This window comes from Vibrio sp. 1249-1, assembly GCF_033340495.1.
Genome location: NZ_JAWOWJ010000879.1, coordinates 1 through 580, shown reverse-complemented (window position 1 = coordinate 580; position 580 = coordinate 1). Strand labels below are relative to the sequence as shown.

The window sequence follows — 580 nt, the reverse complement described above, 5'->3', positions numbered from 1 at the left end:
TCGGGCACGGCTGAGATCAACAACTTAGTGTATGGGTGCTGTGGATTTTTCAAGATCGCGTGCGTGTCACCCCATTCAACGATTTGCCCTTTATACATCACCGCTGTTTCTTCAGCGATGTAGTGCGCGGTGGCGAGGTCGTGGGTAATGTACAAAAAGCCAATCCCAAGCTCTTGCTTCATACGCTGCATCAAGTTCAATACGCCCAAGCGAATTGACACATCCAGCATCGATGTTGGTTCATCGGCCAAAATTATTTGTGAACCGACGGCCAGTGCGCGTGCGAGGTTTACTCGCTGACGCTGACCGCCGCTGAGTTCGTGCGGGTACTTGTTTAACGTCTCTTCTGGCAATTCCACCAGCTTGAGAAGTTCCTCCAATCTCGCCGGGATCTCGCGGTCATGCTGCACCTGCTTGTGGATTTTCAACGGGCGAGTTAGATGATGACGAATTGTGTGGGTAGGGTTCAGCGATCCAAAAGGGTCTTGAAACACCATTTGTACCTTACTGCGATAATCTTGAATATCGTGTCGTGAGATGATGTCATTGATGTTGGTGCCGTTAAATAGAATTTCCCCTT

Annotated in this window: 1 protein-coding gene; it reads right to left on the bottom strand. The window is 49.5% G+C overall.

The features are described 5' to 3' along the window. Nucleotides 1-580 (bottom strand): ATP-binding cassette domain-containing protein (locus R7Z50_RS29435; protein WP_318150005.1); only part of this gene is annotated, 580 nt, incomplete at both ends.